The organism is Acinetobacter sp. YH12145, from assembly GCF_013418335.1.
In the GTDB taxonomy this organism is placed as follows: Bacteria; Pseudomonadota; Gammaproteobacteria; order Pseudomonadales; family Moraxellaceae; genus Acinetobacter; species Acinetobacter amyesii.
The window spans coordinates 19,717-46,106 of sequence record NZ_VPCE01000016.1 but is presented as its reverse complement, the minus strand read 5'-3'; the positions used below and the strand labels follow the sequence as shown (position 1 = coordinate 46,106).

Annotated in this window: 21 protein-coding genes and 4 tRNA genes; 11 read left to right on the top strand and 14 right to left on the bottom strand. The window is 41.5% G+C overall.

Features of this window, described 5'->3' with window-relative positions; all coding sequences use genetic code 11:
• The first annotated feature begins 127 nt into the window (after positions 1–127).
• The 6 genes from FTU80_RS14560 to FTU80_RS14535 all read left to right on the top strand — a co-directional run bounded on the left by FTU80_RS14560 (position 128) and on the right by FTU80_RS14535 (position 3,202).
• Positions 128–203 (top strand) — tRNA-Glu (locus tag FTU80_RS14560).
• Positions 204–326: 123 nt separating this feature from the next.
• The gene (locus FTU80_RS14555; RefSeq protein ID WP_180085819.1) at positions 327–1,745 is read left to right on the top strand and encodes an amino acid permease; all 1,419 of its coding nucleotides are present in this window, start codon (positions 327–329) and stop codon (positions 1,743–1,745) included.
• Positions 1,746–1,854: 109 nt separating this feature from the next.
• Entirely contained in the window at positions 1,855–2,760 is a 906-nt protein-coding gene (locus tag FTU80_RS14550; RefSeq protein ID WP_180085817.1) for an alpha/beta fold hydrolase, read from the top strand.
• Between the two features lie 132 nt (positions 2,761–2,892).
• Positions 2,893–2,968 (top strand) — tRNA-Glu (locus tag FTU80_RS14545).
• 24 nt (positions 2,969–2,992) lie between these two features.
• A tRNA-Glu gene (locus tag FTU80_RS14540) sits at positions 2,993–3,068 on the top strand.
• Positions 3,069–3,126: 58 nt separating this feature from the next.
• Positions 3,127–3,202, top strand: a tRNA-Glu gene (locus FTU80_RS14535).
• 66 nt (positions 3,203–3,268) lie between these two features.
• On the opposite strand, the gene FTU80_RS14530 is transcribed toward FTU80_RS14535, so the two are convergent.
• The 7 genes from FTU80_RS14530 to FTU80_RS14500 form a co-directional block, all read right to left on the bottom strand.
• Positions 3,269–3,868 (bottom strand): YiiX family permuted papain-like enzyme, encoded by a 600-nt coding sequence (locus FTU80_RS14530; RefSeq protein ID WP_180085815.1) that lies wholly within the window; start codon positions 3,866–3,868, stop codon positions 3,269–3,271.
• Between the two features lie 88 nt (positions 3,869–3,956).
• Positions 3,957–5,201, bottom strand: coding sequence for an NADH:flavin oxidoreductase/NADH oxidase family protein (locus FTU80_RS14525; protein WP_111885862.1), 1,245 nt, complete (start codon positions 5,199–5,201; stop codon positions 3,957–3,959).
• A gap of 112 nt (positions 5,202–5,313) precedes the next feature.
• Complete coding sequence (locus FTU80_RS14520; protein ID WP_180085852.1) at positions 5,314–6,915, bottom strand: ABC transporter ATP-binding protein; 1,602 nt, start codon at positions 6,913–6,915, stop codon at positions 5,314–5,316.
• Positions 6,890–7,903 (bottom strand): ABC transporter permease, encoded by a 1,014-nt coding sequence (locus tag FTU80_RS14515; protein ID WP_180085813.1) that lies wholly within the window; start codon positions 7,901–7,903, stop codon positions 6,890–6,892. The genes FTU80_RS14520 and FTU80_RS14515 overlap by 26 nt, the downstream gene beginning before the upstream one ends.
• Positions 7,903–8,970, bottom strand: a complete 1,068-nt coding sequence (locus tag FTU80_RS14510) for a microcin C ABC transporter permease YejB (RefSeq protein WP_180085811.1) — start codon at positions 8,968–8,970, stop codon at positions 7,903–7,905. Before FTU80_RS14510 ends, FTU80_RS14515 begins: the two co-directional genes overlap by 1 nt.
• Before the next feature lie 33 nt (positions 8,971–9,003).
• Positions 9,004–10,842, bottom strand: a complete 1,839-nt coding sequence (locus FTU80_RS14505) for an extracellular solute-binding protein (RefSeq protein ID WP_180085809.1) — start codon at positions 10,840–10,842, stop codon at positions 9,004–9,006.
• Between the two features lie 26 nt (positions 10,843–10,868).
• Complete coding sequence (locus FTU80_RS14500; protein WP_180085806.1) at positions 10,869–14,195, bottom strand: LysM peptidoglycan-binding domain-containing protein; 3,327 nt, start codon at positions 14,193–14,195, stop codon at positions 10,869–10,871.
• A gap of 206 nt (positions 14,196–14,401) precedes the next feature.
• Here FTU80_RS14500 and dnaQ point away from each other — a divergent pair, with 206 nt between their 5' ends.
• The 3 genes from dnaQ (at position 14,402) to nudC (ending at position 18,353) form a co-directional block, all read left to right on the top strand.
• Entirely contained in the window at positions 14,402–15,805 is a 1,404-nt protein-coding gene (gene dnaQ / locus FTU80_RS14495) for a DNA polymerase III subunit epsilon (RefSeq protein WP_180085804.1), read from the top strand.
• A 128-nt stretch (positions 15,806–15,933) separates the two neighbouring features.
• Positions 15,934–17,580, top strand: a complete 1,647-nt coding sequence (locus tag FTU80_RS14490; protein ID WP_180085802.1) for a chemotaxis protein — start codon at positions 15,934–15,936, stop codon at positions 17,578–17,580.
• Positions 17,580–18,353 (top strand): NAD(+) diphosphatase, encoded by a 774-nt coding sequence (gene nudC, locus FTU80_RS14485; RefSeq protein ID WP_180085800.1) that lies wholly within the window; start codon positions 17,580–17,582, stop codon positions 18,351–18,353. Before FTU80_RS14490 ends, nudC begins: the two co-directional genes overlap by 1 nt.
• 84 nt (positions 18,354–18,437) lie before the next feature.
• On the opposite strand, the gene FTU80_RS14480 is transcribed toward nudC, so the two are convergent.
• From FTU80_RS14480 to FTU80_RS14465, 4 genes are read right to left on the bottom strand one after another with little or no spacing between them, the layout of a single operon-like run.
• Positions 18,438–19,310, bottom strand: coding sequence for an alpha/beta hydrolase (locus FTU80_RS14480; protein WP_180085798.1), 873 nt, complete (start codon positions 19,308–19,310; stop codon positions 18,438–18,440).
• 25 nt (positions 19,311–19,335) lie between these two features.
• Positions 19,336–20,034 (bottom strand): BON domain-containing protein, encoded by a 699-nt coding sequence (locus FTU80_RS14475; protein ID WP_180085796.1) that lies wholly within the window; start codon positions 20,032–20,034, stop codon positions 19,336–19,338.
• A gap of 60 nt (positions 20,035–20,094) precedes the next feature.
• On the bottom strand, positions 20,095–20,502 hold the full coding sequence (locus FTU80_RS14470; RefSeq protein WP_111885865.1) for a YraN family protein: 408 nt from the start codon (positions 20,500–20,502) through the stop codon (positions 20,095–20,097).
• A 46-nt stretch (positions 20,503–20,548) separates the two neighbouring features.
• The gene (locus tag FTU80_RS14465) at positions 20,549–21,493 is read right to left on the bottom strand and encodes a penicillin-binding protein activator (RefSeq protein WP_180085793.1); all 945 of its coding nucleotides are present in this window, start codon (positions 21,491–21,493) and stop codon (positions 20,549–20,551) included.
• A 10-nt stretch (positions 21,494–21,503) separates the two neighbouring features.
• On the opposite strand from FTU80_RS14465, the gene rsmI reads away from it, so the two are divergent.
• Both rsmI and FTU80_RS14455 read left to right on the top strand, forming a co-directional pair.
• The gene (gene rsmI / locus FTU80_RS14460) at positions 21,504–22,346 is read left to right on the top strand and encodes a 16S rRNA (cytidine(1402)-2'-O)-methyltransferase (RefSeq protein ID WP_078189168.1); all 843 of its coding nucleotides are present in this window, start codon (positions 21,504–21,506) and stop codon (positions 22,344–22,346) included.
• 104 nt (positions 22,347–22,450) lie between these two features.
• Positions 22,451–22,873, top strand: coding sequence for a hypothetical protein (locus FTU80_RS14455; protein ID WP_180085791.1), 423 nt, complete (start codon positions 22,451–22,453; stop codon positions 22,871–22,873).
• Positions 22,874–23,006: 133 nt separating this feature from the next.
• Here FTU80_RS14455 and FTU80_RS14450 read toward each other — a convergent pair whose 3' ends face one another.
• The 3 genes from FTU80_RS14450 to ubiH form a co-directional block, all read right to left on the bottom strand.
• A complete protein-coding gene (locus tag FTU80_RS14450; protein ID WP_078189169.1) occupies positions 23,007–23,255 on the bottom strand; it encodes a hypothetical protein in 249 nt (82 codons plus the stop codon).
• Between the two features lie 174 nt (positions 23,256–23,429).
• Complete coding sequence (locus tag FTU80_RS14445) at positions 23,430–24,674, bottom strand: FAD-dependent monooxygenase (protein ID WP_180085789.1); 1,245 nt, start codon at positions 24,672–24,674, stop codon at positions 23,430–23,432.
• Positions 24,671–25,879 carry a 2-octaprenyl-6-methoxyphenyl hydroxylase gene (ubiH, locus tag FTU80_RS14440; RefSeq protein ID WP_180085787.1) on the bottom strand — a complete coding sequence of 403 codons (1,209 nt, stop codon included), beginning with the start codon at positions 25,877–25,879 and terminating at the stop codon, positions 24,671–24,673. Before ubiH ends, FTU80_RS14445 begins: the two co-directional genes overlap by 4 nt.
• Positions 25,880–26,390: the final 511 nt, after the last annotated feature.

Below are 26,390 nucleotides of genomic sequence, written 5' to 3'. Positions count from 1 at the left end.
TGCCTTTCTTTTCTATAATTTATTAATCGTTGATTTATATGTATAAATAACAGACAAATGAGCTGAAATTTAAATTTTTTCTTTGACTCACATCATGTTTATTCATACTATGACAGCACCTCAAAACGTCCCTATCGTCTAGAGGCCTAGGACATCGCCCTTTCACGGCGGTAACCGGGGTTCGAATCCCCGTAGGGACGCCAATTCTTCTGTCAGCTCTGACAAACTTAAAGTTTATTTATCTATAATTTATATTAATTGATTGCATCATCATTGCATTCTTCTCTACAATTACTCGCTTCATTATTTGATTCTCCTTTTTCTCTATGCAGTCATCACATTCTCCGAATGATGCTTCGCATCAGGGCAATTCTGCGCCGTTAAAACGCGCTATGAGTACTCGACATCTGGTGATGATTTCGCTTGGCGGCGCAATCGGTACTGGTTTATTTCTTGGTTCGGGTGAAGTCATTGCACAAACGGGGCCTGTAGGTGCCATTATTTCGTATTTTTTAGGCGGTATTATCGCCTATATGGTGATGCTTTGCTTAGGCGAGCTCGCTGTACATATGCCTGAATCTGGTTCATTTGGCGCTTATGCTAAACGCTATATCGGACCGGGTACGGGTTATACCATCACTTGGCTGTATTGGCTGACTTGGTCCGTAACGCTAGGAACTGAATTTACCGCTGCTGCACTTTTAATGCAGGAATGGTTCCCAGACAGTTCTATGTGGATGTGGACCTTAATCTTTGGTGCTTTTGTATTCTGCTTGAATATGATTTCAACCAAATGGTTTGCTGAATCTGAATTTTGGCTAGCCTTAGTCAAGGTGATTACCGTTGTAGCCTTTATTATTTTAGGTCTATTGGCCATTTTTGGTATTTTAGACTATCGAGGCTATGAAGCTGCACCGCTGTTTAGCAACCTCACTGCACAAGGTTGGTTCCCTGAAGGCTTATTTCCAATCTTCGCTACAATGTTGATTGTGAACTTTGCATTCTCAGGTACTGAACTGATTGGTGTTGCTGCGGGTGAAACCAAAGATCCAGCTAAAAATGTACCTAAAGCCATTAACACGGCGATTTTCCGCTTGTTGATTTTCTTTGTAGGTACCATTGTTGTTATTACTGCATTATTGCCACACCAAGAAGCCGGCTTATCTGCCGAAGGTGTAAGTAGTTCACCTTTCGTAACGGTATTCCAGCACATTGGTATTCCTTATGCAGAAGACATTATCCGCTTTGTGATTATCACAGCCCTACTTTCTGCTGCAAACTCAGGTTTATTTGCTGCATCTCGAATGATGTGGTCATTGTCCTATAGTAAGCAATTACCTGCAGTGTTCTCTAAAGTGAACTCACGTGGTATTCCTTATGTTGCAGTAATTGTGACCATGATCGGTGGTATGCCGGGCTTACTTTCTGAGCAATTTGCACCAGAAACCATCTTCAAAAACTTGTTAGGTGTTGCTGCATTTACCATGGTGGTGGTGTGGATGAGTATTTGTTTAAGCCAATTCAACTTCCGCCGTCAGTGGTATAAAGAAGGCAAAACTGCAAAAGATTTAGCTTTTGCTGCACCACTCTTCCCAATCGTGCCGATACTCGGTTTTGTATTCTGTCTGATTACCTGTATTAGTATGGTATTTGACCCTGAAATGTTGACTGGCTTTATCTGCTGTATGATCTTCATTGTGGCGTGTTATTTCAGCTACTACACCTTGTATCACAACAAAGATTGATCTGCGTTGTCATACCAAACACGATAAAAGAGTAACTTCGGTTGCTCTTTTTTTATGGCTATATTTTAATAAAAGTAGAATAAAAACTGGTCCGTCGATGAGGTGCAATATGCAGATCATCTTTATCCATGGCATGAATCAACAGCAACAAACTGCACGTTCGCTCGAACAGCATTGGCTTGCACTGTTGTCTCAAGGCTTAAAGCAAAGCCATCAAGAGACTTTTTTATCGTATATACAGCACCATATGCGCATGCCTTTTTATGGAGACTTACTCACGCGTTATCATTTGCAGAATATGCTTCAAGCCAGCACCTTGACACCTCAAACGTGGCCACATTTTCCGTTTATCCATCGCACTGAACTCCCAGAAAAATCACCAAAAGTACTTGAGCATCATGCCGTACAAAACAATCTACCTGACATCACCCTCAATGATGCTATTGGATTGAGCCAGTCATTCAAATCGATCACCGCACTCGGCAAAGATCTTGCCCTACGCGATTTTGCAGTTTTAATGAATTATTTCCCAAAATTACATGCCATACTTTTGCATAAATTTTTGGTCGAAACTTATCTCTATTTATCCAATCCACACTTTATTCAGGCAGTTCACACTCGTCTGCATGAGCAATTACATCAAACGAAACCCACCCTGTTGATTGCACATTCATTAGGCAGCGTGATTGCATATCATTTTTTACTGTTACATCCTGAACTCAATATACAGCGCTTTATCACCTTAGGCTCACCTTTGGCTTTTCGTGTCATCCAAGCCCACTTACCTCAGCCTTTACAGCGACCTGATGCAATTTCAGGCGATTGGTTAAACTTTTATTCACATGATGATTTTCTCAGCGCTTTTCCGCTGAGTCAGGCACCATTTGATTTTCAACCCGCCATTATTAACCAGCAAATTCAGACATCGATTGAACACCGACACGATATTGCTGGATATTTAACACATCCAGAAGTTATTGCTACAATCTTACAAGTGTTGAAAAAATCGACATAAATAATGTATTTTTCAAACATTTTTAGCAAATTGTTTTAATTTTATGCACTCAACAACAAAAACTGAATTTATTTATAGAAAAGCGTTTGACACCCCCCGATTTTCACCCTAATATACGCCCACCTCTGAAACGTCCCTATCGTCTAGAGGCCTAGGACATCGCCCTTTCACGGCGGTAACCGGGGTTCGAATCCCCGTAGGGACGCCAATTTTCAGAAGTACATTTTATTAAGTCCCTATCGTCTAGAGGCCTAGGACATCGCCCTTTCACGGCGGTAACCGGGGTTCGAATCCCCGTAGGGACGCCATTATTTAGTCTAAAAACTTACACTAAAATAAACGGTTTTAAAATTTGCTTTCTGTACTGTCCCTATCGTCTAGAGGCCTAGGACATCGCCCTTTCACGGCGGTAACCGGGGTTCGAATCCCCGTAGGGACGCCATATTCGAGTTGGTTTTAACCACTCATTAAAAAGCTCAAGCATTGCGACTTGGGCTTTTTTATTGCCTTAATTTCTAAATATTTCTTTTAATAGTTTTGAATCATAAATGGCCTTAGGGGCAATCACCTGCTCATTCAGCGGAATATTTTGACCATAGCGCTGCCGCATTAGACGCTGGACTTCATTTTGTTTTAAATCAAATTGTTTAAGTTGTTGTAATGGAGAAAGTTCGATTCCTAAAGCATGCTGATAAGCTTTCCAAACAATTTCAGAACAGTAAATTGCACGGTCATCCCATTCAAAATAAATATCATAGGGTTTGCCCAAGTACTTTTTTGCATTTTGTACTAGCTTCGTTTTCTGCGGCACATTTAAGGGTTGTTTGAGCCTTTTTACGACATAGTGAGCATTCTCCCCACGCGCGATCCATTGATTTAAAGCGGTATATTGCACAGGTTGAATAGCTTCAAGCACCCACGTTTGGTTATTTTTATTTACGATCATGCCCATGTGACTATAGGGCGAATGTGTGGCCTTTTGAATGCTTAAACTTTGCTGTGACTTTGAGATATGAAAAATAATATCTCCCGTCTGAAATGTAGACTGAGCATAGAGGGCAGAACTGAGCCCCGAAAGAATGACTATTAATATTAAAATTTTAGACATTTTTATTGTAAGCAATATTGATATGAATGAAGGCAACCATAACATGAATATATGTCGGTTGCCCTGATTCTAAAAATTCAATGATTGATTAAGCCGACTTACGTGAATTGACTTGCCCTTTAATGACCGCGGTTAAATTACCTTTGAGATATTTAAAAAACACTTTTAAGGGTGAAAGTTTAGGATTTGGCTGTTTGCCTTCACCAATCGATTTAAACTGAGCGGCATACCAAATAATTTCCATAATCGCCATTTTATCAATCATCGGTATGCCAGTTTTAATTTTGTCCACACCGTAACGAACATCCTGCCCTGCCAATAAACGATCAGCCAAATCGACTTCTACAGCGAATGGACGTGCAATACCAATAAAATCACAAGCTCCACTGTCTAGTGCAGCATTCATGCCTTGCACGGTTCTAAACCCGCCGGTAACCATTAATGCGCATTTCACTTCTTTACGGATATTGTCCGCAAAATCGAGGAAATAAGCTTCACGCGCAATGGTACTAGCTTTACGTTTTTCTTCTTTAGCACCCGCCATCGCTGGCGCTTCATAGGAACCGCCCGAGATTTCAATCATATCAATCCCTGCGGCATCTATAGCTTTAAAGACCTCAATCACATCTGCTTCGCTAATTCCGCCGCGTTGGAAATCAGCAGAATTCAGTTTGACCGAAATGATAAAATCATCGGTCGTCGCTGCACGAACTGCCTTATAGATTTCAAGCAAAAAGCGCATGCGATTTTCATTTGAACCGCCCCACTGATCTTGACGTTTATTGGTCAGTGGCGACAAAAACTGACTAATTAAATAACCATGCGCACCATGCAATTGCACGCCTTCGAAGCCTGCCTTTTCACAAATGTGTGCGGCACGTGCAAAACGCTGAATGATATCTAAAATTTCATCTTCACGAAGTTCGCGTGGTGTTCCAAACGTTGTGGCTAGCATCGGACTAAATGGTACAGCGGACGGCGCAACCGTTTCCTTATTTAAACCTTTAGGACATTGACGGCCCGGATGTGAAAGTTGAACCAATTGCACCATGCCGTGCTTCTTGCCTAGCTCAGCCCACTGTGTTAACTGTGCTAAATCTCGCTCAGTTTCAGCGACAACAACCCCCGGCTCATTTTTAGCACGAAAATCCACCATGACATTACCGGTTATGGCACAGCCTAAACCACCTTTCGCCCAAGCTTCATATAATCCAAAATGTAAGTGATTGGGTTGGCCTGCGGTATTGGCCAATGCTTCACTCATTGCACCTTTGATGATGCGATTTTTAAACGTGGTATTACGAATTTTAAAGCTTTCAGCTAAATGGCTCATGACAATGTCCAAAATGAAATAATAAGTCCTGAGTATTTACTCTAATTACTATTTTCTAAAGGTCAAGGATATTTTGACAATGACACTTGTCAAAATATCCATAAGTTTGATTTTAGTATTGGCTGGCTTCAATTAATTTACGGGTATAGTCCGTTTGTGGTCGTGCAAATAGATCTGCGGTGTCTTGAAATTCCATGACTTTGGCATGACGCAGTACCAACACTTTTTGACACAAGGCTTTGACCACGTGTAAATCATGACTAATAAATAAATAACTCATATTAAATTCTTGCTGCAAACGCCGTAGCAGCTTCACGATGGCTTTTTGTGTCGTCCGATCTAGTGCCGATGTGGGTTCATCGAGAATCAGCAGTTTAGGACGTAATACCAACGCACGTGCTAAGGCGACTCTCTGCCGTTGCCCACCGGATAACTCATGTGGATAACGCTGCTTGAATGAGCTTGCTAATTCGACTTTCTGCAAAGCTTCATCTATACGCTGTACAATTTCATTTGCAGATAAATGCTGTAAGGCCAGACCTTCGCCAATGGTTTGCTCTACATTGAGCCGTGGATTTAAACTACTGAATGGATCTTGAAAGACGATTTGAAATTCACGACGTAAAGGTCTGAGCTGTTTTTCTGAAAGTTGATTGATGGCGTGTTGATTTAACATAATTTCGCCATCACTTTCTATGAGCCGAGCAATAGCCAGTGCTAAAGAGCTTTTCCCTGAACCACTCTCTCCAACAATACCGATCGACTCACCTTCAGCCACAGTTAAATCCAAAGCTTCTACCGCAATGACATAATCTTTGATGCGGTTCAATAAGCCTTGTTTGACTGGGAACTTCACTCCTAACTGGCGTAATTCTAAAAGTTTTTGAGTTTGCGAAACCTGTATCGCTACTCCAAAATCATGGTCTAACAGATTTTTGGTATACGCCTGCTTCGGTTGCTCAAAAATTTCCTGAACACCACCTTGCTCCACCACTTGCCCACGACTCATCACAATCACATGTTCTGCATAGCGCTTGACCAAATTCAGGTCATGGCTGATTAAGATCATGGCCATATTACGCTGCTGTTGTAGCGACTTTAATAAATTTAAGATTTGCGCTTGCAAGGTGACATCTAAAGCCGTGGTTGGCTCATCAGCGATTAAAATATCAGGATCTAAGGCCAATGCCATGGCAATCATGACACGTTGACGCTGCCCGCCTGATAACTCATGTGGATAGCGTCTTAATTTATCTTCAGCATCAGGAATACCCACATCATTTAATAACTCTATAACCCGCTGCCGAGTTTTTGCCTTCGACCATCCCTGTAACAACAGCGACTCACCAACAATCTTTTCCACCCGATGTAAGGGATTTAAGGCCGTCATCGGCTCTTGAAAAATCATGGCAATTTTCTGTCCACGAATGTTTCGGTGCTGCTCAGGACTCAGTCCAAGAATATTTTGTCCATTCAGGCTGACGCTGCCTGTGACCTGCAGATCACTTGGCAACAAACCGAGTATAGCTAGGCTGCTAATCGATTTACCTGAACCACTTTCTCCAACAATGGCTATCGTTTCACCTGCATGCAATTTAAAATTCAGGTCTTCAACCAAGACCTGTGCTGCATGTGAAATATGTAAATGCTCCACCGCTAACACGATGGGAGGTACATTAACTTGATGATTATTGACGTCTAGGATCGAATGCATCACGTGTCGCCTCCCCAATGTAAATCAGTAAAGACAGCACAATCGCTAAGGTAAAAAACCCCGATAAGGCAAGCCATGGTGCATTCAGATTGTTTTTCCCTTGAAGCAATAACTCACCTAATGACGCGGCATCAGGCGGTAAGCCATACCCTAAGAAATCTAAGGCTGTCAGTGCTGTAATATTTGCCGTAAGCATGAAAGGTAGCTGTGAAAGACTGGAACTCATCGCATTTGGTAAGATATGCCGAAAAATAATGGTGCTATCTGTAACACCAAGACTCCGTGCTGCACGTACATAGTCAAAATTACGCGCCCGCAAAAACTCCGCACGAACCAAGCCAACTAAAGTGGGCCAGCCAAACAACAGCATAATGACAAAGAGCCAATACACACTCGGCGTAAACATGCTGACCAAAATCATCACCATGAATAGCATCGGTAGTCCACCCCAGACTTCCAAAATTCGTTGACCAATGAGGTCCAGCCAGCCACCATAATAGCCCTGTATCGCCCCAACGATGATGCCCAATATGGCTGAAGCGAAGGTTAATGCAAAGCCAAACAGGAGCGACACACGTAATCCATATAAAATACGTGCGAGCACATCACGTCCTTGGTCATCGGTACCGAGCCAATTTTGCGCAGTCGGTGCAGATGGCACAGGCACAGCCAACTCTAAATTCGGTGTTTGATAGGAAAATTTAATTAGTGGCCATACAGCCCATCCTTTATCATCAATCAGTTGCTGTACCACAGGATCTTTATAATCTGCCTCAGTTTCAAATACGCCACCGAAAGCAGTTTCTGGATAACTTTTTAATACGGGAACGTATAAAGAATCATCGTATTTGACCAAGAGCGGTTTATCATTGGCAATAAACTCGACAGCTAATGACAACATAAAAATCAAGGCAAAGTTGATAAAGCATGTAAAGCCTAATTTATTTTCTTTAAAACGTTGAAAACGTGCTTGAATGATCGGAGACATTATTTTGCCCCTTGTGAATCAAAATTAATTCGTGGATCAATCATTTGATACATGACATCACTGATTAATCTTAAGATCAGCCCCATCAAGGTAAAAATAAACAAGGTACCGAAAATGACTGGATAATCGCGCTGCACGATGGCTTCAAACCCCAACAATCCCAGACCATCTAGATTGAAAATAATTTCAATAAATAGATTTCCCACAAAGAAGATCCCAATCAATGCTTCTGGTAGACCCGCAATGACTATGAGCATTGCATTACGAAATACATGCCCATACAGCACACGTGATTCAGTCAAACCTTTAGAACGAGCAGCAAGAACATATTGCTTATTCAGTTCTTCCATAAAAGAGTATTTGGTCAGATAAGTTAAGCCTGCAAAACCACCAATTACCATAGCAAACAAAGGCAACGCCATATGCCAAAAATAATCTGCAATTTTACCAAATACACTTAACTCAGCAAAATTCTCTGAAACTAAACCTTGTAGAGGAAACCACTGAAAATATGAACCACCTGCAAAAAAGACAATAAGTAAAATGGCAAAGGCAAAAGCAGGAATGGCGTAACCTATAGCCAATAAAATAGACGTGCTTTTATCAAATAGCAGACCATGTTGACGGGCTTTTTTAATGCTTAAAGGAATAGACACCAGATAGATCAGCAAGGTACTCCATAAGCCAAGGGATAAGGATACAGGCAGCTTTTCCCAAAGCAGCTGAGTCACAGACTTATCTTTAAAAAAACTGGTACCAAAATCTAGCGTTACATAGCCCTTTAACATGAGCCAAAAACGTTCGAATAATGGTTTATCGAAACCATATTGTGCCTCGATTTTTGCCACCATTTCTTCACTTAAGCCTTTGGCACCTTGATATTTGATGCTAGACGTTGCCGTTTCGCCACCGCTCCTTGTCCCAATACCCTGAAAAGCTTCGGCTTGCTGAATTGCTTGCTCAACTGGCCCACCCGGAGCAAGCTGAATTACCACAAAGTTAATCAATAAAATGAAAAACAACGTCGGAATAATCAGGAGCAAACGCTTTAATATATATGTGCCCATGTTGCTTTCACATTCCTTGTCCTTCAGGTGTATTCATTGCTGCCGTAGATATTGTGTTATGTGCTTGGTTTGAGCTGCATCACTCCACCAATAGTCAATCCCAACAGAAAGTTTAGGTTTGACATAAGGCTGCTTATACATATGCCAATAGGCAAACCAGTTTTCACTTTGCCCAAACATTGGGATTTGATAATAACCCGCTCTGAGCAGGCGGTCTAAAACACGCGTACGAATAATCAATTCTTCCCGATTTGGAGCATTGATCACCTGTTGAATGAGCTGATCTATTACAGGATTTTTAATCCCTGCGTAATTATAATTACCCACTTGGTCAGCTGCTTGACTGCCCCAAAGTTGAGCTTGCTCACCCGCTGGAGTGAGCGATTGAGGCATTTCATCCACGATCATATCAAAGTCAATATTTCGCATCCGCTCGGTGTATTGCGGTCCATCTACTTGTCGCAATAGCACCTGAATACCTAAACGTTTCAAATTTCGTATAAATGGCATTAAGGTTCGCTGCAAATCTTGTTGCTGAATCAAGATTTCGAATTTCACAGGCCGAGATTTTGCATCCACCAATCGGCCGTCTTGATAAAGATAACCCGCATTCAATAACAGTTGGCGTGCATGCAGCAGATTTTTTCGATTAAATCCACTGCCATCAGAAACGGGATATTGCCAATTGGATAAGACCCCCTGTCTTTGAATAGGATCAAGTTGCGATAACATCGGTTTTAAAATATCCAACTCTTGGATAGAGGGTTTCCCCTTCGCTTCTAGCACACTATTACTAAAATAACTCTGCAAACGCTGATACTGCCCATAAAATAATGCTTTATTTTGCCATTCAAAATCATAAGCATAGGTTAAAGCTTGTCGAAAGCGAATATCACTAAATGGCGCACGACGAGTATTAAATACGAGACTTTTTGTGGGAATCGGTCGTTCATGTTTAAAGCGATATTTGACAATTTTACCGTCTTTAAAAGCAGGAAAATTGTACGCTCCCACCCAATTACGTGCAGTCTTTTCCTCATATAACGTAAATTGACCTGCTTTAAAGCCTTCAAAGGCAATGTCAGGACTGCGGTAATACACATATTTCAGATGGTTAAAATTATAGCGACCACGATTGACGGCTAAGTTCTGCCCCCAATAGTCAGGATTTCGCTTGTAGCGAATACTCCTACCTGCATCGATCGTCTCAATCGTGTAAGGGCCTGAGCCTAATATGGGCTGCAATGTAATTTGAGTAAAATCTTTTTTTTCCCAATCTTTTTTGGAATAAATCGGCATTTGCGCCAAAATCATGGGCATATCAGTATTATGACCAGATTTAAAACTCATCCTCACCTGATATTTAGATAAAACATCTGTTTTGTCCAAATCCGCTAAGTACATTTGTAGACCGGGATTTGATTTAGTTTGAAAGGTATCAAAACTAAATTTAACGTCTTCAGCAGTGAGTTCAGAACCATCACTAAACCGTGCTTTTGGGTTTAAATGAAAAATAACAAAATTAGTTTTTTTCGGGTCAAATGTCACCTTTTCGGCAAGCAATGGATACATCACACCCGGTTCATCTAAAGATGAACTCATCAAGCTATCAAAAAGATAATTGATACCTTCAACAGAACGCCCTTTTCCATTCATGCTGTTTAAATTATCAAAACTCCCAATACTCGAGGTCGTGATATATCCCCCTTTATTGGCAAGAGGATTGGCATAGGGCATTGCCTGTAATTGATGATATTGAGGGCTACTATGTATGGCAAGAAAAGGCGTGGTCTGCAACGCAGCCCACGCCCCTGTTGAAAGTATGCTCAAAGTCACACCAAACACGTAACGCGAAGTTGAAGCAGAATACATTCAACTTAACTCCTTAATGTTTGGACTCAGTTTGGTACTTTAATGACTTCACCAATACGTAACTGAGCAGACGGTTGTATATCATTCATTTCAGCAAGTTTTGATGTATCAAGTCCATAACGGCTTGCTAAACCAATCAATGTATCGCCGCGTTTAATACGGTATTCACTGATAGTTTTAGGGACTTGTAAATTTTGACCGACACGCAGTCCTGCACGGGGGTTCAAGTTATTTAATTCAGCCAATGCTGCCACAGTTAAACCTGTCCGACTAGCAATCGAATTTAAAGACTCGCCTGATTTCACAGTATAGCTTTCAGTATTTGTTGGTTTCACATTGCTCGTAGAGGATTTAGCTTCCGTTTTTTTGGTTTCAGTTGCTTTACTAGCTACATCAGTAGGTAGTTCACCATCTACTTTTAAACGCTGCCCTACACGAATCGCACTATTGGTATTTAGGCCATTTAATTCAGCTAAATAACGTAATTGAAGATGATATTTCTTCGCAATCACACCCAATGTTTCACCTGATTTCACCACATGAATATCGGTCGCATCAACGGAATTCGTTCGTGTATTGGTTTTGCTTTCAATTTTGGTCGCCTCAGCTTTGGTTTCTACTTTAACCGGTGCGACATCACCTGTTAATTTTAATTTCTGCCCAACGCGTAGACCAGAACTACGCTCTATACCATTTAAATTTGCGACATAGTCCATGCCTAAATCATAGCGACTAGCAATGCCCGTCAGTGTATCGCCAGACTGCACCACATATGTATCCGGAACAGTTGAACTTGCAGGAACTTTAATGCTTTGCCCAGCCATCAGCCCACTATTTACCGACATATCATTTAGACTCGCCAATTCTGACAAACTGATTTTTGACCGCGTCGCAATACTGTAAAGCGTATCACCACGCTGCACTTTATAGCTTTCAACTTTATACGCAGGATCAACTTTGACATTTTCAATGCGATTCACGACTTTGCTTTCGAGCTTCTCAACTTCTGCTACAGCTTGTAATGGCACATTAATTTTTTGCCCCACCATCAAGCTACTGCCAGCCGTTAAACCAGTTGTTAAATCTGCCAACTCTTGATTTGACAGCGCATAACGATCTGCAATGAGTTTTAGATATTCACCACGTTTTACCGTGTAGGATTTGGTTTGAACTTTTGCAGGTTTTTCGACAACTTGAGCTGCTTTCTTGTCAGCTTCCAATTTTGCTTTAGATGCAGGCGTTTCTTTTAAGGATAATTTCTGCCCAACATATAAACCACTCGTGGTGGTTAAACCATTGTAGTCTGCGAGTTGCTTCGTACTTAAACCAAATTGACTCGCAACAGCTGTAAGACTGTCATTTGCTTTCACCACATAGCTATCTGCAATAGGCTTGGCTTTCGATTCTTCATTATTTTGCACAATCGGTTTCGCATCATATAAATAGATGGTCGTACCGACATACAAGGTCGAATCTGGCGAAATTTGGTTCCAAGCTGCAATATCACGCCAATTTACGCCATTTTTCATCGCGATCAACGCTAATGTGTCACCCGCCAAAACTGTATAAGTACTGCGTTTACCTTTAGGTGGTACAACTACAATTTCAGAATCTGTACGAATGACATTTTTACCTTGGTTGCGTTTGGCTTCTTCGGAATCTGCACCTGTATTTTCAGCCACGCTTTTCGGGTAAGAGAACCCTTTCGTCAGTTCTTTACCTTGTTGGTCTGCAATTGACTGACTGGTCTGAATCGCAGTCAACTTAATCTTGCCATCATAAGGATCGACAATTTCAGTGCCTTTCGGCGCAATAGCTTTAATTTCCTGAACGACTTCTTCTTGTTCTGCTTTAGTCGCTACTGGTTTTAATACCTCATCTATTGTTTTGGTCTCACCTTCAGCTTTAATAGCCGCCATGATTTGCTCACGCTCATTTGCGCTGAGTGGTGGCTCGACAGACACGGCTTTCACAGGCGTCGAAGGTGTTACAGCGACTGGAATACGCGGCGCACTTGGAATATCACTATTCGATGCAAAAGCAGCCAAAGCAGATGATCCTATTGGCGTTTTGCCTTTCGTTCCTGATGGAACACTCGGCGTTACCGTTGCAGCGACTACAGGTGGTTTGGCAGAAGCTGTCACTGTCGGCTGTGTTTTAAGCGTAGGTGGCGTCACTTTAGCGGGCTGAATAGTTTTACTATTTAATTCCGGCGGAGTAACACGTGACGGTGTTATTTCAACATTATTTTTTGGTAAGTTATAAGTTGAATTACTTGCCCAATAACCTGATGAACCACCTGATTGTAATTTCTTCAAACGTGCATCGACTGATGGACTCACATCCGCAGGAATTAAAATCCGCATTGGGCTACTGCTGTCAATCACATCGCCACGATGCCCGGGATTTAGTGCATAGAGTTCTGCACGGCTTAAACCGGTAATAGATGCAATTTCATTTAAATTTGCAGGCCCTACAGCCACTTCACGAAAGTGTGGACGGTTGGCAATTGGCGGTAAACTTACGCCATAAGCACTTGGATTTTTAATAATTTGAGCAACAGCCAAGAAACGTGGGACATAGTTCATGGTTTCTTGGGGCAGTTTTAGTGACCAATAATCCGTTGGCAAACCTGCCGCACGGTTACGGTTAATCGCCTGTTGAATGCGGCCCGGCCCTGCATTATATGCAGCCAAAGCCAATTCCCACGAACCGAACTGGTTATGTAGCGCACCTAAAAACTCATAAGCTGCACGCGTTGATTCCACTACGTCACGACGACCATCATACATTGAGGTTTGTTTTAAGCCGTAAATACGTCCAGTACTTGGAATAAATTGCCATAAGCCTGCTGCGGCTGCACTTGAGGTTGCTGCTGGGTCATAAGAACTTTCAATCACTGGTAATAACGCCAACTCAGTCGGCAAACCACGACGTTCTGCTTCTTTAACCGTGTGATATAAATAACGGGACGCACGCGCACTTAAACGATCAATATATGGTTGACGTGAAATAAACCAACCACGCTGCGCTTCAATTCGCGTATCCCAGTGGTTCAAATCCATTTTGAAACCCACGGTCATACGCTTCCAGACATCACCATGCTTAAGTACTAAAAGGCGATCGCCTTCTACGGCACGCATGTCTGTTGCAGAAAGTAAATCTTCGAGTGAATCTAAACTATTGGCATCGAGAAAGTTTGAGCCAACTTGTTTACTTGCTGAGTTCTGCTTAGTCGTTTGCGATGAAGAACAGCCCGTCAGACCAAGAGCTGCGAGTGCAGAACCCAAGACTGTAAATTTAAAAATTTGTGGTAACGTAGGCTGCCAGACAGTCGCAGTTGATTTATACATAAAAAAATCCAGACAACTCATATAAAATTTATTTTTTAGATATGCCATTGTAGTGAAGCAGAACACAGACACAAGGCGTTAATTTAACGCTATTTCAGTATAAATGTTACAAGAAATTAAAAAAATCGCCAGAAATGGATTTCTCTCTGTCATTTGCGTTATACAATATACGGTTCTGAATGCTCGTTTTTCTCCGGATTTGATTTATGTCTCAAACAATCACGCTTTATGTTGATGGTGCATGTAAAGGCAACCCTGGCTTAGGGGGTTGGGGGGCGTATATCATCCGTGAAACTGGAGAAGAAAAACTCTGCGGCGGCGAAGCTGAAACCACCAATAACCGTATGGAATTGACTGCTGCAATTGAAGGCATTCAACATTGTCCGTCCGATGCAAAACTGATTATTTGGACAGACTCTAACTATGTCAAACAAGGCATTACCGAGTGGATCCATGGTTGGAAAAAGAAAAACTGGAAAGATGTTAAAAATCCAGATCTGTGGAAATTACTGGATGCAACTTGTCAGGGTCGGGAAATTGAATGGAACTGGATTAAAGGGCATGCAGGCCATCCGGGAAATGAAATGGCCGATCAATTGGCCAATCTAGGCGCAGAAAAAACCCTCGAACAGATCAAACTAGCGGCATCAACTACAGCTGAAGCACCTAAAAAAAAAGCTGAACCCGACTGGCTATTAAATGATCCATTTGGACTCGAATTTGCTGATAGCGAGGATGAAGCAGAAGAAATCTCTGCTGAGAAAACTATTGACGCAGAGCAGATTGATGACATTGCGATAGAACAACAAGCAACAGACACTGCTTCAACGTTGAATGAAGCTACCCCTATACAGTCTAAGCAAGCTGCTGAAATCCATCCAATGATTGTCATTACACCAGCAACCGTCGATGTATCTGGCCCACGACAATTAATTTTAGATACGGAAACCACAGGTTTCTATTTCCAAGATGGCGACCGTATTATTGAAGTCGGTGCGGTGGAAATGATTAACCGCAAACTGACCGGTAGCTCAATTCATATTTATATCAACCCGCAAAAACCTGTCGGTGAATCTGAAAATATTCACGGAATCAGTGATGACTTTCTAAAAGACAAACCACTGTATGCTGAAATTGCTGATGTCTTATTTGACTATCTAAAAGGCGCAGAAATCATTGCGCATAACGCAACCTTCGATATGAACTTCCTTGATATGGAGTTCAAACGTGCCGGTTTTGTGGCATTATCTGAAGTTTGCGAAGTCACCGATACCTTGGCTATGGCCAAAGCCAAGCATCCAGGCCAGAAAAACTCACTCGATGCGTTAGTGCGTCGTTACGAAATTCCACAACGTGACCGTACCTTCCATGGTGCCTTACTCGATGCGGAAATTCTGTCTGACGTATACCTAGCAATGACGGGCGGTCAGGTTTCCTTTGATATCGATGCCCTGACCCACTCGCAAAATGAAGATGGTTCGCAAACCCGCGCCGCTGTTGAAATAGAATTACCTGTGATTTTACCTTCAGCAGATGAACTTGAAGCCCATGAGACATGGGTCAAACAATTTGAAGAAAAACATGGTACACCTTGCCTTTTTGCGAAATAAAATCTAAATTTCGTGTTACTTTTTGTATATAAACAATTCTTACATACGCTATAGTAAAACCATAAACATGGACCGCCTTAAGGGGCGGTTAATAAACAAGATAAAACATCTAGGAAAGGTGCAGATACATGTCTTACCAAACCTCTATCCATTTTGATCCAACGGCTTTGCTGATAATAAAAAATGAGGTTGATAACTCAATCAAGTTAGTCGAATCAGCAGTCAGCACCTTAGTTGAAGATCAAACTTTACCTTTCGGGATTGATGATGCACTGATTCAATTTGAACAATGTGCTCAAGTACTAGCTTTAGTTGATATGCCAAGTTTGGCAAAAATCGCTCAATATTCAGCAGAGTTAATGCGCAAGATCATGGGGAATCCTGCGCAAATTAACACTCAAGAGGTCATCGCACTGAGCGAAGGCACGACCATGCTGAAACGCTACATCGAATTTATCTGCCTACGTGAAGTTAAAATTCCACAATTCCTGCTGGACAGTCTTAATCGTCTAGAACTATCTTTAGGTAAACCTCTAACGTCGGAAGGCCAACACATTGAGTCCCTACTCGATTGTATTACCCCTGACTTTGACTTACCTCAAGCTCCTGCACTTGAAAAATCAAAATACGTTCACCGGCTGTATAAGTTGGCTTTGAATAAATTGATTAAACAAGAAGAAACTGAGCTAGATCTGCAAGCGATTAAATTGGTCGGTGCGTATTTAGCAGGTCTTTCAGACAAACATCTAAGCAAACAATATTGGAACTTGGTTTTTGTTGCGTTTAATCAAATTGATCAAATCTTAATTACCGATGCTCGCTTACGTACCTTGGTGAGCATTGAGCGCAATATGGCTCAATATTTTGCAGGAACTGAGCGCTTTAAAGCATCCATTTCTGATTTAGCCAATGTCTTAAGTCTAAACATTAGCCAAGAAGATGACATTTCTCATCATATTCGTGGCAAGTTAAATATCGGTGAAGACCTTCTTACCGACACCCAATTGCAAGTTTTCAGTCGTCATTTATATGGTCCTGACTTCGAAACCATGCATACCATTGGTGAATTGGTTACGACTGAAATGACGCAAATTCGTAATGATATTGAATTTAACTATCAAAATATGACGCCTGAAAAAACCCAAGAACTTCAAGCGAAATTGAACGAATTGGCAAATATTTTCAAAGTCTTGAACTTAAATGAAGCTTATAACGACCTGTCGCGTCAAGCCGCGTCATTAGGAAATGCTGAGATTTTACAAGATGAAAGCTTTGCCCAGCAGTTGATGAACAATATCTTGTCTGCCATGAACTCGATTGGTGTGCTTGAGCGTCATCACACCTCCAGCCGCTTACAACTTCGTGTGAATAATATGAATATTTCACTCGACCGTTTAGATGAAGCACATGCTGCCCTGTTAAATGAGACCAAGGTTTTAATTGATGCTGCTAGCCAATCTTTGGTTCAGTATTTACAAAATCAAGATTTAACACAACTTGAAGCGACTGCAACTCAATTCCGTGAAATTGGTGGTGCAATGTTGTTCCTCAATGCAGATGCAGCTCAAAATGCGCTGAATTCAACTGCTCAATTCATTTTGAAACGAGTTGAATCATCAACAGCGATTGATGCAAATGAAGTGAATCAAGCATTAGATTCATTGGCAAGCGCAGATATGTTGATTGACAATTTAAAGAACAAACAACCTGTTTTACAGGGCATGTTTAAGGTAGCATTGGACAGTAGCGAAAAACTGAAATCAGCAGCGGCCTAATGTCTAAATTATCACTTGCGTATATCTTCAAACAACAGCAATTGCTGGTCGATGAAAACTTTCAACTTCCCGAAGTTGAGCAACTCGCAAGTGATTTAAATATTGGCACGGGTGATCAAGTGATTGCCCGTGACCTACTTGAAAATGAGCCAATTCCTGATGGCTTACAACTCATTCCTATTCGCCAGCTTCTACAACTTTGGAATGTTCAGCAATTTGAACAAGCCAGCCGTGCTATTCAACTCTTAGAATGGCGCCGTAATCATAAATTTTGTAGCCACTGCGGTACAGCAACTCAAGTCCACGCCACAGAATATGCCATGGTTTGTCCCGCTTGCGGTTATCACCAATACCCTCGTGTCAATCCTTGTGTCATTACCGTCATTACCCGTGGTGAAGATGAAATATTATTGGCAAAAAATGCAAAAAATGTCCGTGCTATGTATGGACTGATCGCAGGTTTTGTTGAAGTGGGTGAAACTCTAGAAGAAGCGGTTCGTCGTGAAACTGAAGAAGAAGTTGGGCTGAAGGTCAAAAATATTCAATATCTGGCAAGCCAACCTTGGCCTTTCCCAAGTAATTTAATGATCGCCTTTAAAGCAGAATATGCTTCAGGTGAGCTTCAATTACAAGAAGAAGAAATAAGTGATGCGGCTTTCTTTAAATTTGATGCATTACCTGAAATTCCGTTCAAAGGAAGTATCGCCCATTCGATGATTATGCATGTCATCCATGGGTCTGCTGTTGCAGATGACACCGAAGCATGGTTATAAGTAGCTATTTTTAGTAAATAAATCATGCAATAAAAAAACCGCCATACTTGGCGGTTTTTATTCTCAATCATTTAACCAAAGACATTAAGGTGGACTAATTTCATCGAGTACACGCATGATTTCAGCTTTGGTTTTAAAGAAGCGACTAAATAGACTCGAAACTGAACCAATCATCGTAATGTGCCCAACACGAGGGATTTGAATCAATTGACTATGGTTGCCTGAGGCTTTTAATCGACGATCAAAATCTTCACTATTGCTATGGCCAACGATATTGTCTTTATCCGCAGTGAATAGATAATGCTTCACTTGATTGTGCTCAACAAAATAATACGGCATCACTTGTTGATACGGTATATTTTGATCAAAGGCATCTGCACAAATCGGATCACCTTTATAATCAAAATGATATGGCCCTGCCAAACCCACGATTGCACGAATATTCTCTTTCACTTGTAGCTGATAAGGCGTCGGATGATACAGTGCAGACATGACATTAAATGCCCCTGCCGAATGTCCCATTAACACCACATTTTCCACTTCAATCTGCAACTTATGCTGAGACTGCGTCAAATAGTTTAATGCAAGGCTAAGATCATCAATTGAAGCCGGAAAAATATATTCAGGTGCGAGATGGTAATTGATGACAGCAACATCGAAGCCTTCTTTGGCAAAAGCTTCACCAATGAATCCATAATCCTTTTTGTCACCATGCATCCACGCTCCACCATGTACAAACACGATGAGTGGACGTTGCTGACGAGGTGCTGACGTGCGATACAAATCTAGGCGATGGCGCGCTTTTAGACCATAAGGGATATTGTTTTGAACATGATATCCTTGTTTGGGTGTCAGTCGATTTAATGCATAACTGCCAAAATCATATAACCGAAAATTTCGGTATAAAGATTTAGCCAAATCCATTTTTTGCTGAAGCCGCAGAGACCATTGATTCATATTTTACAGCATCATTTCCGACATTTTATTGAGCATTTGGATCGACAGCATCCGGATCTATCGCTACAGGCGTTTGTACTTCAGGTTGCACATTACCTACAGCAGGTGTGGTGTAACTTGAGTTAATTGAACGTGCCTGTGGATTTGGGTTCTGATCAATATTATCGATTAAAGTGACAATTCGCGTTACATTACCCACTTGTTGCAAGATTTGATTTAAGTCTGTGATTTCCGCACTGTTTAAACGGCCCATCACATAAAGAACAGCATCTTCAGTATGAATGTGTACTTTGCTGTCAGATACCACAGGCGCTTTCATAATCAAACCACGGGTATTCGCAGTGACCGCAGTATCTTGCATGATGGTGCTATAGCTGATCTGATTACCCACTGTAATATAGTTATGTACAGTTTTGACATCACTCATTGAACGGACATTTTCTTCTGCCAATTCTTTTAAATGATTATCCGGCACTTGCCCAGTCAATAAGACATTGCCATGAAAACTTTCAATATTGACACGTGACTGTTTAAAACGATTATCTAATTTATATAAATTAATTTTTGCTGTTCGAACAATGGAAGAGTCAATAAAAACTTGTCCCAATGAGCGTGCGCCGCTTTCAGTTCCTACAGGTGCTGATCCTGTTCCATTCGAAATAAAACTCGCACAGCCAGATAAACTTGCGACACAAAGCATCATTATTGCAATACGCTTAACCACTCAGCACGACTCCTCAAATTTCCACTCGTATTTTTCTATGCGTTTACACAGTTTGTTTTATCAAAGATTAATCAACTCTTGATCAAAAGTAAAAGCATTTTCAATCCATTGCTGATGATACGGGTATTTAGAAAAGTCTTGCTGTAGTGTTTTTGCAAAGTGTTGATAAAAATCAAAACAAATTGCATCAAAGCGACAATAATAATTTTGAAAATGTGACTGTTCATTTAAAAAATGCAACGCAGTCTTCATCATCTTACGTTGTTTGTGAATTGAGATACTTTCGATGGCTTGGGCATAGCGGGTATTCGAACGGGCTTTAACTTCGATAAACACCAATTCTTGACCACGTGCAACGATCAAATCAATTTCACCATAACGACTATGATAATTCTGTTGCACCTGTACATAGCCTTGCTGCTTAACCAAACGCAGCGCTTGCCGTTCTGCCCACTGCCCCAGATTCATCTGTCCCAAATTCTTCTGCTCTAAGTTTAGCTGCATCGTTTCATCCCTAAAGTGAGATCGCTACGATGCCTTTTTTACTTCGCTCATAGCAGTGAGGAACACGCTGAATATTGTTTTGACTAATTTTGATTAGCCCTGTTCGCCCCTGAAACTCAATGCTTTTTAATTTCGGTTCTTGCAAATATTGTTTTGCGATATGCCATGTGTCTCCGCCAAAAGCTAAAAGACGTTGATATGGCATATCTACTGGGTTTTCCTCATAAGCTCGGATCAGGTCAGGCCAACGCGCGTCATGCAATGCAGGTGCATCACAAAATTTCAGCCCTACAGGAATGGGCTTTGTGGCTTCAATCGCATTGGCAACGGTATATAGTTTTGCTTTAGGTAGTTTTTTTTGACTATTTAACCATTCATTATTGCCCAGCAACAGCACCCCTTGATTTTTGTCCAGCTTCGTTGGGAGCTGTTCAACCACTTGAATCGGCACTGAACTTTGGCTGATTAAGGACATGAGCAATAATTCATGTTCTGCCTCAGTTGCAGGCTGACGTAACACTAACACTTCCGCTAATTTGTCTTTTTCGAAGACTTTTTGGAGTGCTAGGGCATCATCCCGTTTCGATAGACTGTACTGCCAGACGTTTGGAATTTGGCTCGTCGTTTCATTTAAAGCCAACACGCGGACTTTAGGCTTTGCTTTTACAAGTGCTTCAACATCTTGGCGTGCTAAAGGGCCAATCACCAATTGAGTTTTTTTATTTACCTGTTGCTTCAATATCGCAGCAATTTGCTTTTGATTTGAATCCACAAACTTAATGGGTACTTTGTAGTCTGACGATTGATATGCGCTATTGAAACCTTGCTTAATACTGGATGCGGCTCGCGCCATAGGGCCAGATTCAGGTAGAATGACCAAGACGTCTGCCTGTGCAGCAGTAAACAGACTGCTTAAAAGGCAAAGACCCAAAATTTTGTTCTTATTATCCAACATGGAGAAACCTATGAGTGCTCAGTTATTTGTTGTTGCAACTCCAATCGGGCACTTAGATGATATTAGTTATCGTGCAATTGAGGTATTGAAGTCGGTTAAAATTATTGCCGCCGAGGATACACGAACTTCCGCACAATTACTTAAACATTTTAGTATCAATACGCCTTTAACTGCATGCCACGACCATAACGAAAGCAACAAAATTGACCAGCTGATTGAACGCCTAGAAAAGGGTGAAAATATGGCGCTGATTAGTGATGCAGGCACACCATTGATCAGTGACCCCGGCTTTAAACTGGTTCGTGCTGCACAAGAAAAAAATATTCGTGTCATTCCTGTGCCGGGTGCCTGTGCTGCCATTGCAGCTCTCAGTGCTGTCGGCCTACCCAGTGACCGTTTTAGTTTCGAAGGCTTTTTACCGTCTAAACAGTCACAACGTCTTTTAGCACTGGAAAAACTGAAAGACGAAACTCAAACCATGATTATTTATGAAGCGCCGCACCGTATTGTGGACTGCCTAAAAGATATGTCGAATGTCTTTGGTGCAGATCGTCCTGTGGGCTTTGCACGTGAAATTACCAAAACATTTGAAACCATTAAAAAAATGTCTTTGGGTGAATTGGTTCATTTTGTCGAATCTGATCATAATCAGCAAAAAGGCGAAATCGTTTTGGTAATTGGTGGTGCGACCGAAGAAAAAGACCTAGAGCAAGAAAAGTTAGACAAATTGCTGACGCGTTTACTTCAAGATTTGTCCGTTAAAGCTGCCTCTCAGTTGGCTGCAGATTTAACTGGAATTAAAAAGAAAGTAGCCTATCAACGTGCTTTAGAATTAACCCAAGCGAACGATTAAGCTTAATTTTTTTTATTTTTAATTTGAACCGCTTATGGGACCTACGGGTTCCATAAGCTATCCCATACAATAATTTAAATAGAATGAAAAAAGTTGCTTATAACATGTCCATAAATCTATCTGTCAAAAAACCGCTGATGTTCATTCTCTTTAATCTGGTTTGGCTCACGGCCCTTGCATATATTATTTATACTGGCATTCAACCCTATCCGCACTATATTAGTGGCGAGCAAATGACGGCCGATCATAGCGCGATTGCGATGGTCTGTGGGTATTGTTCCCTCTATTTTGTAGTCGGTAATTTACTCAAACTGAGCCAATTTTGGGATAGACATCGTTATTGGGCTTATATCATTTTGAGTGCGGTATTACTTTTTCAATCTTTTGTCGCTGCTGTGGCGGCCATGCATGCACCGCCGTATATTGCTGCATTCATTATCAATTGTATGTTTTTGCTTTTACTGCATTTTGTGTTTTATCCTATTTTCGCGATCAGTCGTAAATATATGAAGCCAAAGACGGCTTGAAGCGACTTCACATCTTATTAACGACTTAACTTCTTGAGCAAACATGCTACAGAGTTAAAAAATGAATGACGTTCATCATCGCACAAGCGAATGAAGCAAAAAAAAACACCACATGACGTGGTGTTTTTTCATTTTAATCTTTTGCCGATTCGTCTGGAGGGACTTCGGTAATACGACCACCACGCGCTAAGAACGCAGCAACTTCATCTTCAAGCGCCTGACGTTGTTTTAGTTTTGCAGTCACTGTTAATGTTTCAGCTTCAGAAGTGTCACCATCAGAGGCAGAATCAGCTGCGTCACCTGCACCTTTTTCAGCTGCTTGTGCTTCATCTTCATCAACTACTGAATCTTCTGGATCATCATAATCGTTCATATCAGTCATTGTGTTCTCCCCGCGAATGACTTCTGTTTGCCAGCGAATGGCTGGTTTTAAATTAACAGAAATTTAGCAATCTCTGAGCATTTCGACTAGTACCCATAATCAAAAAATCGTATCTTTTTTAATCAAAATCGTAACCTTGTTTATACGACTGTCTAAAAAATATCTGACTTTGACCTAAGCTGCGTAGATTGTATCTTTTAAAATACTCAGACCATTGGCTTGAGCCATAAACGCATCTTTTAGAACAGTCTGATTTTCCACTTGTTTTAAACCAAAGTTTCGCGCCCACACCACAGGTGAAAAAGTGGTGGTTTCTAACCAACCAATCGCGGACATACTATGCATCATGGCATCGTTTTGCCCTTTACGGCGGTGCTCATAGCGCTTCAAACTTTGTTCATGTGCCCACACACCTCGTTTTTTATCGGTCAAAAGCACATCGCAAAGCACCGCTGCATCTAAACAACCAATATTCACGCCTTGTCCTGCAAGCGGATGAATCACATGGGCCGCATCACCAATCAACGCCAGACCATCATGCACATATTGCTGCGCAGCTCGTGCCTTCAATGGAAATTTAGCACGCGGAGTTGCTTCTAAGACTTCACCGAGCATGTGATGACTTTCTCGAGTGAGCAACGCATTAAATTCAGCATCGGATAAAGCCACATATTCATCGGCGTAATCATCTGGTAAGGTCCACACAATGGATTGCCAATAACCGCTTTCCTCTTTTTTTAGACTCGCCATCGGCAAAAATGCTAAAGGGCCAGTTTCTAAGAAAATTTGACGTGCTAAATGCTGATGCGGTTGGGAGGTTTTAATTGCACAGCTCACACCGGCTTGCTTATAGTCCAATACATCTAGATCGATGAAAGCTTGCTCACGGACAAATGAGTTTGCACCATCAGCACCTATCACCAATTTTGTTTTGAGCTGTGTACCATCTGCGAGGTGGATGATCCACACACCAACGCCGCGCTCAACACGACTTACCTTGACTTGGGTTCGGTAGTCTACAAGCTGTTCTAGCATTTTTTCTTGAATGGCTAAATTCAATACACTTGGTTCAACCATTGAACCTAAAGCTTGCTCAACTGATGGTGTTTGCTCTGCAACATGACCAAAATTGATTTCTCCATAGCCATTTTTATTCCACACCTGCATGCCTGTATAAGGCTGCTGACGGGCAAGCTTTTCCCAAACGCCCACAGTCTTGAGTAAATGAATGGTGGCTTGACTGAGCGCCAAAACTCGAGGATTCGCAACACTTTTGGTTTTTTCTGCATCCAAAATAGGTGCCGCATCCAATACCGTAGCTTGCACACCGCCTTGCGCCAATAACAATGCCGTTAAGCCACCAACCAAGCCGCCGCCGACAATCACGGCATCCAGTACATCTGTTTGATTTAAACTCATGCTTTTAGCCCCATTGCATAATTCGCGACCAAAGGCTTGATACCCGGAATGGTGTCAAAGGCAACTAATCCTGTATTACGGATCAATTTTAAAATTGGGTTCTGGTTGCTAAAACCACGAACGACTGAATCACAGAATTTAATCACACGCTGCTGATCGGTCAGGCGCGATTTTTCATAATCCAGCAGCATAGCTGCATCACCCAAATCAGCACCTTGGGTACTTTGCTCTGTTAAATAACGGCGCAGTACATAGGCATCGCGCATACACAAGTTAAAGCCCTGACCCGCGACAGGATGAATGGTATGTGCAGCATTGCCCATCAGCACTACACGGCCGACAGCTTGTTTTTCTGCAAGCACTTGGGACAATGGGAAGCTGAAGCGTTTACCCGTTTTTTGGAATTTACCTGCACGGTCACCATAAGTTTCTTGTAAGGCATCTAAGAAATGCTGATCATTTTCATCACCCATCCACTCGCCTTCAGTTCCTTTAGGAACAGGCCAAACCACTGAGCGGCGGTATTCACCCGGAAGTGGCAACAGCGCTAACGGGCCAAGTGGACTAAAGCGCTCAAAGCCGACATGAGCATGCGGTTTAGAGGTTTGAACTGTAGTGACTATCGCCACTTGGTCATAATCATGCACCGATGCGCCAATACCTAAGGCTTTACGGCAGAATGAATCACGGCCATCGGCGGCAATCACAATTTTAGATTGTAGTTTGAGCTGTTCTTCAGCACGCTTTGCTTCAATATAGGCATGGTCTGCATCCTGCGTCAGCGAAGTCACTTGTACGCCGTCAATTAATTCAATGAATTGTTGTTTTTTGACTTCTGTGAGCAGCACACGGCCTAACCATGCATTTTCAATAACTTGTCCAAAGCTTTCGACTTTTTCTTGTTCTGCTTTGAGTCTTGCCTTACCAAAACTGCCTTGCTCTGTAATATTCACTTCTAAAATAGGTGTGGCGTGTTCCTGCAAAGCATCCCAGAGACCTAGTTCTTGATAAATTTGCACCGTACGGCGTGACAATGCGCTGTTTCGTGCATCAAAACTCGAGTGATAAGGCTCAAGGTTTGCATCATCATAATTGGGGTATTTAATGGCTTCTAAAAGTTTTACGCCAATTTTGTCTTTGGCCAACATGAGTGCCAGACTTAAACCGACCATACCACCACCAACTATGATGACTTCTTGCTGCATGCTTGTTTCCTTTTTTATCAAGTATTCGAATTTAGGACATTCACTCGAAATACATATAATCTGTAATGAATTTTATCTTACATCAAGGGCATGATTTTTTATAATGAAATACAAATTAGTTGCAGGTATTTGCACTGATTAAATACAAAATTAATCATCTCTTACCGTAAATATTGATCTTTAAAAAAGAGAAAATCACAATAAAAATGGCTAAGTCCATCAGAATCAACCATCATTTGCGTAAATCAGCGTCATTTGAACATGTCATGTTTTGATGCATTCAAAAGGATGATATCAAGCTAACAACCTGATGATTAGCCTTTAGCCATTGCTCAATTAGTTGAATAAGTGATTGCAGCTGCAGAAACCACTTATGTTACACCATTCGGTTTAATGAGCTTTTCATTACACAACATTTTCTGGATATATTCCGCAGCAGAATATATCCAGAAAATGTAATTTTTGTTGTGTTATTGGCGCCTTATCCTAAAGTTGATGCACGTACCAAGCT

Excerpts from the sequence above, each read along its gene's own strand:
- FTU80_RS14510 (WP_180085811.1), bottom strand. The coding sequence starts at position 8,970 with ATGGGCACATATATATTAAAGCGTTTGCTCCTGATTATTCCGACGTTG.
- FTU80_RS14550 (WP_180085817.1), top strand. The coding sequence starts at position 1,855 with ATGCAGATCATCTTTATCCATGGCATGAATCAACAGCAACAAACTGCA.
- FTU80_RS14520 (WP_180085852.1), bottom strand. The coding sequence starts at position 6,915 with ATGCATTCGATCCTAGACGTCAATAATCATCAAGTTAATGTACCTCCC.
- nudC (WP_180085800.1), top strand. The coding sequence starts at position 17,580 with ATGTCTAAATTATCACTTGCGTATATCTTCAAACAACAGCAATTGCTG.
- FTU80_RS14480 (WP_180085798.1), bottom strand. The coding sequence starts at position 19,310 with ATGAATCAATGGTCTCTGCGGCTTCAGCAAAAAATGGATTTGGCTAAA.
- FTU80_RS14490 (WP_180085802.1), top strand. The coding sequence starts at position 15,934 with ATGTCTTACCAAACCTCTATCCATTTTGATCCAACGGCTTTGCTGATA.
- FTU80_RS14530 (WP_180085815.1), bottom strand. The coding sequence starts at position 3,868 with ATGTCTAAAATTTTAATATTAATAGTCATTCTTTCGGGGCTCAGTTCT.
- FTU80_RS14515 (WP_180085813.1), bottom strand. The coding sequence starts at position 7,903 with ATGTCTCCGATCATTCAAGCACGTTTTCAACGTTTTAAAGAAAATAAA.
- rsmI (WP_078189168.1), top strand. The coding sequence starts at position 21,504 with ATGAGTGCTCAGTTATTTGTTGTTGCAACTCCAATCGGGCACTTAGAT.
- ubiH (WP_180085787.1), bottom strand. The coding sequence starts at position 25,879 with ATGCAGCAAGAAGTCATCATAGTTGGTGGTGGTATGGTCGGTTTAAGT.
- FTU80_RS14525 (WP_111885862.1), bottom strand. The coding sequence starts at position 5,201 with ATGAGCCATTTAGCTGAAAGCTTTAAAATTCGTAATACCACGTTTAAA.
- FTU80_RS14470 (WP_111885865.1), bottom strand. The coding sequence starts at position 20,502 with ATGAATCTGGGGCAGTGGGCAGAACGGCAAGCGCTGCGTTTGGTTAAG.
- FTU80_RS14445 (WP_180085789.1), bottom strand. The coding sequence starts at position 24,674 with ATGAGTTTAAATCAAACAGATGTACTGGATGCCGTGATTGTCGGCGGC.
- FTU80_RS14465 (WP_180085793.1), bottom strand. The coding sequence starts at position 21,493 with ATGTTGGATAATAAGAACAAAATTTTGGGTCTTTGCCTTTTAAGCAGT.
- FTU80_RS14500 (WP_180085806.1), bottom strand. The coding sequence starts at position 14,195 with ATGTATAAATCAACTGCGACTGTCTGGCAGCCTACGTTACCACAAATT.
- FTU80_RS14505 (WP_180085809.1), bottom strand. The coding sequence starts at position 10,842 with ATGTATTCTGCTTCAACTTCGCGTTACGTGTTTGGTGTGACTTTGAGC.
- dnaQ (WP_180085804.1), top strand. The coding sequence starts at position 14,402 with ATGTCTCAAACAATCACGCTTTATGTTGATGGTGCATGTAAAGGCAAC.
- FTU80_RS14555 (WP_180085819.1), top strand. The coding sequence starts at position 327 with ATGCAGTCATCACATTCTCCGAATGATGCTTCGCATCAGGGCAATTCT.
- FTU80_RS14455 (WP_180085791.1), top strand. The coding sequence starts at position 22,451 with ATGTCCATAAATCTATCTGTCAAAAAACCGCTGATGTTCATTCTCTTT.
- FTU80_RS14450 (WP_078189169.1), bottom strand. The coding sequence starts at position 23,255 with ATGACTGATATGAACGATTATGATGATCCAGAAGATTCAGTAGTTGAT.